Consider the following 8,785-nt stretch of genomic DNA (forward strand, 5'->3'; position numbering starts at 1 on the left):
GCCGACTATCGTCACGGAAAAAGGCGAAGATGTCAGGCGAAATGGGGCACGCCTGCGTCTCCCCGAAGGGCGGTACGAGCCGCCCGGCGTATCGAAGATTCCCCGTCGACACGCGGGGCGCATCGGGGCGGGAGGCCGACGAGGCGTGGCGAAGGCGGAGCACCGAGGGCGGCCGGCCGAGGCAGCCGGGGCCACGGCGGCCGGTGCCGTCCAGGCACGCGTGCGGGTGATACGGCTCGGCCTGTGGCTGATCGCCGCCTTCCTCGGCGCCCGCCAGGTGGCCGCCGTCCTCGGCACCCCGCGCGGCGAGCGGCTGACCGACCTGGAGACCTGGGTCGGCCCGGCCGGGGTCCTGCACCTCAAGGGCTCGCTGTACGACTCCGAGCGGTTCACGGGCACCCCGTTCGGCGGGCTCGTCCTGAAGCCGCTGACCCGGGCCGCCGAGGAGGCGCTCGGCTGGGGCTGGACCTTCGGCACCCTCCTGCTCGTCGTCGCTCTCGGGCTGGTGGCCGCGCGCGCCCTGCCGCCACCGGTCGGCCGGCGCACCGCCGTGCTCGCCGCGCCCGTCGCGATCAGCCTGCTGATGGTGTCCCTGCCGGTACGCACCGCCCTCCACCTCGGCCAGACCAGCATCCTCCCGGTCCTGCTCGTCCTCCTCGGCTGTTTCGCCGTGCGCGGGGAACGGTTCAGCGGGGTGCTGATCGGCCTCGCGGCCGCCCTCCAGCCGACCCTGCTGCTGTTCACGCCCCTGCTGTGGTGCACCGGACGGCGGCGGGCCGCCCTGTCCACCGGCGCCGCGTTCGCCGCCTGCACGCTGCTGGCCTGGGCGGCGATGCCCCGCGACTCGGCCACCTACTGGTTCCACCATGTCGCCGGCCTCGGCCTGGGCGGGCCCGCCGACGGGCTCGCCAACCAGTCCCTGCACGGCGCCCTGCTCCGGTTCGGCCTGACCGGGCCCCTCGAGACCGCCCTCCTGCCGGTCCTCGGCGCCGCCGTCGCCGTGCTCGCGCTGCGCCGCGCCGTGCGTTACGCCCGCGACGGGCAGCTCCTGCTCGCCGTCGCCGTCACCGGCTGCGCGGTCATCGCCGTGTCGCCCACCGCCTGGCAGCACCAGCTGCTGTGGGTGCTGCTCGCCGTCGTCGGCCGGGTCGGGCGGCGGGCCGGCGACCGGTACGCGTGGCCCGTCGCGATCGTGCTGGTCATGACGCTTCCGGCGGACACGCTCGTGCCGGACAAGGTGGTGTTCCAGCCGCTGCGCGCCGATCTCGTGCTGTGCGCCGCTCTCGCCACGGCCGTCGTGGTGCCGTTCCTGCCGCGCACCTCGCCGTACTGGCGGACGCCGGTGCCGACGCGGTACGCCGAGCCGGTGCCGTCCCGGTTCCGGCACATCCCGCTGGTGTCCTTCCTGCGCCGGGTGGTCAGCCGCCCCAACCTGCTCTTCGAGCTGGTGCTGATCCGCGTCACCTACGACGCCTACGCCCGGATCCGCCTCGCCGCGGCGGGCCCGTCCTCGGCGTCGGGGCGGGCCACCGCCGAGGAGCACGGGGCGCAGATCCACTCCCTGGAACGCGCGCTGGGCATCGACATCGAGCGCTGGGCCAACCACGCCGTCGTCGCGGCCGGCGGCCTGCGGGACTTCTTCGACTTCTACTACGAGTCGTTCCACTTCGGCGTGCCGCTGGTGATCCTCGGGCTGCTGTACTGGCGGCGGCCCGTCGACTACCGCTGGGCCCGCACCGCGATCGGCTTCGCGACGCTCTTCGCCCTGGTCGGCTTCTGGCTCTACCCGCTCGCGCCGCCCCGCCTGATGCCGGGTCTGGGCGTCGTCGACACGGTCAACGGCCCGCAGGACTTCACCCAGCCCGACTACGGCACGCTCACCGAGCTCACCAACCAGTACGCGGCGATGCCGTCCCTGCACTTCGGCTGGTCCCTGTGGTGCGGTGTGGTCGTCGCCGTGCTCGCCCCAAGACGGTGGATGAAGGCGCTCGGGCTGCTGCACCCGCTGCTCACGGCGACCGCGATCGTCGTCACCGGCAACCACTGGGTGCTGGACGCGGTGGGCGGCGCGCTGGTCGTGGCGGCGGGCTTCGCGGTGACGTACCTGTTCCAGGGCCCGCGCGCCCGGACCGTCACTCCGGGGCAGAAGCGGAGCCGCAGCGATCCGCGGGCCGCGGTGAGGGACCGTACTCCGAACTGATCCGGTACTCGCCGGGCGCGGAGACCGTCAGCCGGGTGAACTCGCCGCTCGGCGCCAGGCAGCCGCCGCCGTCGGCCCGCAGCCACGGCGAGTGGGCGACGCGCACGATGGTGCTGCCCGCGCCCGGCATCCGGACGACGAGGTCGGCGCCGGACGTGGAGACGACCCGCGCGGGTGGGGAGACCAGCGGCACGGCGTCCCGCACCCGGAACACCCGCCAGTGCGCGTCCCGCCACACCGGCTCCAGCCAGTCGGGCCGGTCCTCGCGGACCAGCCGGGCCTCCTCCTCGGCGTAGCCGTCCGGCTTGCCCAGCGGCAGCACCACGAAGCCGACGGCCCAGCGGTCCAGCCACGCCCGGTAGGTGCCGGCCGAGAAGGAGCCGTCGTAGAACAGCCGGGCCCGCTCCATGTCGAGCTGCCGGTTCCAGCCGCGGGCCATGTTGACGTACGGGGCGAGCCCGCTGGCCTCGCGGTGGTTGCGGGCCGGCACGACCTCGACGCGGGTGCGGCCGGCGCCCAGGTCCTCCAGTGCCCGCACCACCCCGTGGGTCTCGGCGGCCCAGGCGGGCACCCGCGTCGACACGTACAGGTCGTCGCCGGTCTTCTTGCCGACCCAGCCGACGGACAGCACCAGCAGGCCGACCAGGGACCTGCGACGCCATCCGGCGAGCTCGGGGCGGGCCAGCAGCACGGCGAGCAGCGCGGCGGGCGCGAACAGCTCGGCGAACCGCTCGACGTTCGTGCCGACCGGCGAGGGGACGAGATACGTCACGACGGTCCCGGCCGCGTACACGGCACCGCTGAGGCGGGCGACCCGCCAGCCGCGCGGCGCGAACGCGGTGACGGCCAGACCCAGCAGGAACGGCGGCCAGATCCGGTCGGCGAACATCAGCTGCTCGCCCCGGAAGGGGAACAGCAGGGTCGTGGCGCCCACGGTGACGGCGGGCGGCAGCAGCAGGGCGAGGGCGCGCGGGCGGTCCCCGGTGAGCAGGAAGCCGGCGCCGACGACGGCCAGGAAGAGCCCGGCCACGGGGCTCGCCGTCGTCGCGAGCGCCGCCAGGACGGCGGCGAGGACGACCCGCCGCCGCCCGGTCAGCAGCAGACATGCGCCGAGCCCGAAGGCGACGCCCAGCGCGAACGTGGTGCGGCCGGAGGCCACGTTGCACCACAGGGCGAACGCGGCCAGGAGGGCCGGGCCCTCGGGGCGGCGCAGGCCCTCGACGCGGGTGAGCAGCACGGCGGCCAGCCAGGTCGCCACCACCCCGGAGACGACCGTGACGGCACGGACGCCGACGGCGGACATCAGGTACGGGGATATGAGGCTGTAGTTGGCCGTGTGGGTGCCGCCGTACCAGAACAGGTTGTAGGCCGACCCGCCGTGCCGGGCCGTGAACCCGGCCCAGGCGTACTGGGCGGCCAGATCCCCGCCACCCGTGGCGAGGAGACCCCACCACAGCGCGTAGAGGGGCAGGACGGGCAAGGTGGCGGTCAGCGGGACGCGGTGCCGGTCCCGGAACCGCAGCAGCCACGGCGGGAGGGCGAGGGGTGCCGGCGCGGGGCCGGTGGGGTGCGTGCGGCTGCTGATGACTTCGGTCTCGGGCACGTGTTCGTAGACGCCGGACCGGGCCGGAACGTTCACCGGCGGCCCGCGCGGGCCGCCGGGACGCGGTGCCTACAGGCGCTGGATGATGGTGCCGGTGGCCAGGCCACCGCCCGCGCACATCGTGATCAGGGCGAACTCCTTGTCGGCTCGCTCCAGTTCGTGCAGCGCGGTGGTGATCAGGCGCGCTCCGGTGGCGCCCACCGGGTGGCCGAGCGCGATCCCGCCGCCGTTGACCTTGACCTTCTCCAGGTCCTGCTCGAAGACCCGCGCCCAGCTCAGCACGACCGAGGCGAACGCCTCGTTGATCTCGACGAGGTCGATGTCCTTCAGCGTCATCCCGGCCTTGCCCAGCACGGCCCGGGTGGCGTCGATCGGCCCGTCGAGGTGGAAGTGCGGGTCGGAACCCACCAGCGCCTGCGCCACGATCCGGGCCCGGGGCCGCAGCTTCAGGGCACGGGCCATGCGCCTGGACGCCCACAGCAGCGCGGCCGCGCCGTCGCTGATCTGCGAGGAGTTGCCCGCGGTGTGGATCGCGCGGGGCATGACCGGCTTCAGCCGGGACAGCGCCTCCGGGGAGGTGTCCCGCAGCCCCTCGTCCCGGTCGACGAGCCGCCACATGCCCTGGCCGGCGTGCTGCTCCTCCTCGGTCGTCGGGACCTGCACGGCGAACGTCTCCCGCTTGAAGCGCTCCTCCGCCCAGGCCGCGGCGGCCCGTTGCTGCGAGAGCAGGCCGAGCGCGTCGACGTCCTCCCGGGTCAGCCCGCGGTGCCGGGCGATGCGCTCGGCCGCCTCGAACTGGTTGGGCAGGTCGACGTTCCACTCGTCGGGGAACGGCTTGCCCGGCCCGTGCCGGGAGCCCGACCCCAGCGGCACCCGCGACATCGCCTCCACGCCGCAGCTGATCCCGACGTCGACGACCCCGGCCGCGATCATGTTCGCCGTCATGTGGGACGCCTGCTGCGAGGACCCGCACTGGCAGTCGACGGTCGTCGCCGCCGTCTCGTACGGCAGGCCCATGGTCAGCCAGGCCGTGCGCGCCGGGTTCATGGACTGCTCGCCGGCGTGCGTCACGGTGCCGCCCACGATCTGCTCGACGCAGTCGGCGGGGATACGGGTGCGGCCCAGGAGTTCGCGGTAGGTCTCGCCCAGCAGATAGGCGGGGTGGAGGTTGGCGAGCGCGCCGCCGCGCTTGCCGATGGGGGTGCGCACTGCTTCGACGATGACGGGTTCGGCAGCCATGGGTGCGGGTCCTCTCGGCTCTCCTCCGGAACTGATACGTGTTCTAGTTCTCCCCGCAGTCTGCTGACGCGCGGTCGGTCACCGCAAGGGTCTTGCAGCCTCCGAAGTCGTGGTCCATGCGGATTACCGCCCGGATTCGGCCTGTCGTGCCCCTTGCCACTTGTAGAACCCGTTACTACCTTCGCCGCGACCATGTTCTGATGAGCCGTCAGATGGCTGGAGCCGCCGATGTCCTGTCCAGCGCTTCCCGACGGGTTCGACTTCACCGACCCCGATGTGCTGCACCACCGCGTGCCCCTCCCGGAGTTCGCCGCGCTGCGCCGGGCCGAACCGGTCCGCTGGATCCCGCAGCGGGGGAACGTCGCCGGATTCCAGGACGACGGCTACTGGGCCGTGACCCGGCACGCCGACGTCAAGTACGTGTCGACGCACCCGGAACTGTTCTCCTCGTCGGTCAACACCGCGATCATCCGCTTCAACGAGCACATCGAGCGCGACGCCATCGACGCCCAGCGGCTCATCCTGCTCAACATGGACCCGCCCGAGCACACCCGGGTCCGCCAGATCGTGCAGCGCATGTTCACCCCGCGCGCCATCCGCGCCCTGGAGGACCGGCTGCGCGCCCGGGCCCGGGCCATCGCCGACGGCGCCCGGCGGCACACCGGCACCTTCGACTTCGTCACCGAGGTCGCCTGCGAACTGCCCCTGCAGGCCATCGCCGAGCTCATCGGCGTCCCGCAGGAGGACCGGGCGAAGATCTTCGACTGGTCCAACAGGATGATCGCCTACGACGACCCCGAGTACGCCATCACCGAGGAGGTCGGGCAGGAGTCCGCCACCGAGATCATCGCCTACGCGATGAACATGGCCGCCGACCGCAAGCGCTGCCCGGCGAAGGACCTCGTCACCGCGCTGGTGGCCGCCGAGGACGAGGGCAGCCTGCGCGCGGACGAGTTCGGCTTCTTCGTGCTGATGCTGGCCGTGGCGGGCAACGAGACCACCCGCAACGCCATCACCCACGGCATGCACGCCTTCCTCACCCACCCCGACCAGTGGGAGCTGTTCCGGCGGGAGCGCCCGGCCACGGCGGCCGAGGAGATCGTCCGCTGGGCGACCCCGGTGGTGGCCTTCCAGCGCACCGCCACCCAGGACACCGAGCTGGGCGGGCGGCGGGTGCGCAAGGGGGAGCGGGTCGGCCTCTTCTACTCCTCGGCCAACCACGACCCCGAGGTCTTCGAGGACCCGGACGTCTTCGACATCACCCGCGACCCCAACCCCCACCTCGGCTTCGGTGGCGGCGGACCCCACTACTGCCTGGGCAAGTCCCTGGCGGTCCTGGAGATCGGCCTGATCTTCGACGCGGTGGCCGACGCGATGCCCGGCCTCACCCTCGCCGGGGAGCCGCGCCGGCTGCGCTCGGCCTGGATCAACGGGGTGAAGGAGCTGCGGGTCGGCGTCGGCTGACAGACGAAAGCGGCGACCCGGGGATCGGGGGTCGCCGCTTTCGGTACGGGGGACGGCCGGATCAGTACCAGCCGTTGGACTGCCAGAAGCCCCAGGCGCCGCACGGGCTGCCGTACCGGTCCTTCATGTAGTCGAGGCCCCACTCGATCTGGGTGGCCGGGTTGGTCTTCCAGTCCGAGCCCGCCGCGGCCATCTTGTCGCCGGGCAGCGCCTGGACGAGGCCGTAGGCACCCGACGAGGAGTTGGTGGCGTGCGGGTTCCAGTCGCTCTCATGGTCGACGATCTTGGAGAAGCACTGGAACTGCGCCGAGTCCGCGATCATCTTCTTCGCCACCCGCTGGGCCGAGGAGGCGTCGCCCGTCGCGGCCTGGGCGGGCGCCGAGGCGAGCAGGGTGCCGGCCGCGGCGGCCGCCAGGACCGTACCGGCGAGGGCCTTCTTCGGGGCGGAGAGGCGGCGGAAGGTGGAGACGGCGGACACGGAGAACCTTTCGTACGGGGGCGTGGGGGCGCTGGCGTGCCGGTCGCGAGGGCCTGGCATGCGTCGGCGCCGAGGCCCTGGGGGCACGTCGGCGCCGTGCGACGTCCTCCACGAAAACAGGCGCGGCGGATGTCCGCAATGAGCCTGTTTGCTAGTTGTGGCCGTATGTCAGGAGTGGGGTGTCCGTGTGACGGGGATCTCAACGCCCAGGTCGGAGGCCCTTTTGGTGCAGCCATGACAGCCCTGCGTGCCCACTAGGGCGGATCGTAGGTGACCCGCGTCATGTGGGGTGGTTCACCGCTGCCCTGACGAGCGGCGCACGAGCGCTCACGGTCCGGGTGCGTCGAACGTGACCGGGCTCTCGAAGGCCGCCCGCCGCGTCGCCCGCCGCAGCGCCTTCAGCACCGCCGGACCCAGCACGACCGTCAGCACCACGGTCACGATCGCCCGCCCGAGGTCCCAGCCGAGCGAGGTGGCCACGCAGTAGGCGGCGAACCGGGCCAGATTCGCGAGAGGACCCAGCTCGGGCGCCGGGGAGATCGTCGAGGTGTCCTTCGGCAGATAGGGCCAGCCCGCCATGTTCATCACCGTGCCGTACGCGAAGGCGGCGAGGAAGCCGTACGCCGCCAGTAGCGCCACCTCCGCGCGGCCGCGCAGCCGCTCCGCGCCCGGCAGCAGCCCGGCTCCCATGGTGAACCAGCCCATCGACAGCATCTGGAACGGCAGCCACGGCCCCACCCCTCCCGTGAGCAGCGCCGACGCGAACATCGTCACCGCGCCGAGGACGAAGCCGAAGCCCGGCCCCAGCACCCGCCCGCTGAGCACCATCAGGAAGAACATCGGCTCCAGCCCGGCCGTCCCCGCGCCGATCGGGCGCAGCGCGGCCCCCGTCGCCGCGAGCACGCCGAGCATCGCCACCGCCTTCGGCCCGAGCCCCGACTCCGAGATCGTCGCCGCCACGACCGCCACCAGCAGCATCAGCAGCCCCGTGAACAGCCATGGCGCGTCCTGCGCGTGCGCGTTCACCTGTGAGGCGGGCGCGGCGAGGAACGGCCAGCCGAGCGCGCCGGCACCGACCGCGCCGACCAGCACGAGGGCCGCCACCGACCGGGGCCCCAGCCGGACGGGGCTCGTCCGGTTCCCGGTGCCGCTCATGACAGCGCCTCCTGGACCTGGGCGACGGTCAGCCACCGCCGCGGGGCGAGGATCTTGGTGACCTGCGGGGCGAACGACGGGGAGGAGACCACCACCTCCGCGGTCGGACCGTCGGCGATCACCTCGCCCTCGGCGAGCAGCACCACCCGGTGGGCCAGCTCCGCCGCCAGCTCCACGTCGTGCGTGGCCAGCACGATGGCGTGCCCCCGCCCGGCGAGATCCCGCAGCAGCGTGACGAGGTGTGCCTTGGCCGCGTAGTCCAGCCCCCGGGTCGGCTCGTCCAGCAGGAGCAGCGGCGGACGCGCCGTGAGGACGACGGCCAGCGCGAGCGTGAGGCGCTGGCCCTCGGACAGGTCCCGGGGATGGAGGTCGTCGGGGATGCCCGGCAGCAGCGTGGACAGCAGCGCCCGGCAGGTACCCGCCTCGGCCCCCGCGTCGGCGTCGGCGGCCGCGCACTCCCCGGCGACCGTGTCGGCGTACAGCAGGTCGCGGGGCTCCTGCGGGACGAGGCCGACGCGGCGGACCAGGTCGCGCGGCGCCGTGCGGTGCGGCACGGACCCGCCGGTCAGCACCGTCCCGGACGACGGCGTCACCAGTCCCACGAGGGCGTTGAGCAGGGTGGACTTCCCGGCGCCGTTGCGGCCCA

At 73.5% G+C, this 8,785-nt stretch carries 7 protein-coding genes; 2 read left to right on the top strand and 5 right to left on the bottom strand.

All coding sequences use genetic code 11. The features are described from left to right. Nucleotides 1-145: 145 nt before the first annotated feature. Complete coding sequence (locus ADL34_RS16535) at nt 146-2,200, top strand: bifunctional glycosyltransferase 87/phosphatase PAP2 family protein (RefSeq protein WP_062667352.1); 2,055 nt, start codon at nt 146-148, stop codon at nt 2,198-2,200. On the opposite strand, the gene ADL34_RS16540 is transcribed toward ADL34_RS16535, so the two are convergent. Both ADL34_RS16540 and ADL34_RS16545 read right to left on the bottom strand, forming a co-directional pair. Further along, entirely contained in the window at nt 2,133-3,725 is a 1,593-nt protein-coding gene (locus ADL34_RS16540) for a hypothetical protein (protein WP_234375036.1), read from the bottom strand. The genes ADL34_RS16535 and ADL34_RS16540 overlap by 68 nt on opposite strands. 147 nt (nt 3,726-3,872) lie before the next feature. Beyond that, entirely contained in the window at nt 3,873-5,042 is a 1,170-nt protein-coding gene (locus tag ADL34_RS16545) for a steroid 3-ketoacyl-CoA thiolase (protein WP_062667357.1), read from the bottom strand. Nucleotides 5,043-5,270: 228 nt separating this feature from the next. Here ADL34_RS16545 and ADL34_RS16550 point away from each other — a divergent pair, with 228 nt between their 5' ends. Next, nucleotides 5,271-6,506, top strand: coding sequence for a cytochrome P450 (locus tag ADL34_RS16550; protein WP_062667359.1), 1,236 nt, complete (start codon nt 5,271-5,273; stop codon nt 6,504-6,506). A gap of 61 nt (nt 6,507-6,567) precedes the next feature. Here the strand turns inward: ADL34_RS16550 and ADL34_RS16555 are convergent, their stop codons facing one another. From ADL34_RS16555 to ADL34_RS16565, 3 genes are all read right to left on the bottom strand, one after another. Beyond that, nucleotides 6,568-6,984: a transglycosylase SLT domain-containing protein gene (locus ADL34_RS16555; RefSeq protein WP_062667360.1), complete on the bottom strand. Its 417-nt coding sequence runs from the start codon at nt 6,982-6,984 to the stop codon at nt 6,568-6,570. A 327-nt stretch (nt 6,985-7,311) separates the two neighbouring features. Further along, nucleotides 7,312-8,139: an ECF transporter S component gene (locus tag ADL34_RS16560; RefSeq protein ID WP_107115606.1), complete on the bottom strand. Its 828-nt coding sequence runs from the start codon at nt 8,137-8,139 to the stop codon at nt 7,312-7,314. After that, nucleotides 8,136-8,785: ATP-binding cassette domain-containing protein (locus ADL34_RS16565; protein ID WP_159038929.1), on the bottom strand; the 650-nt coding region annotated here is incomplete at its 5' end. The genes ADL34_RS16560 and ADL34_RS16565, both read right to left, overlap by 4 nt.

It is taken from the genome of Streptomyces sp. NRRL WC-3605 (genome assembly GCF_001509795.1).
GTDB lineage: Bacteria > Actinomycetota > Actinomycetes > Streptomycetales > Streptomycetaceae > Streptomyces > Streptomyces viridochromogenes.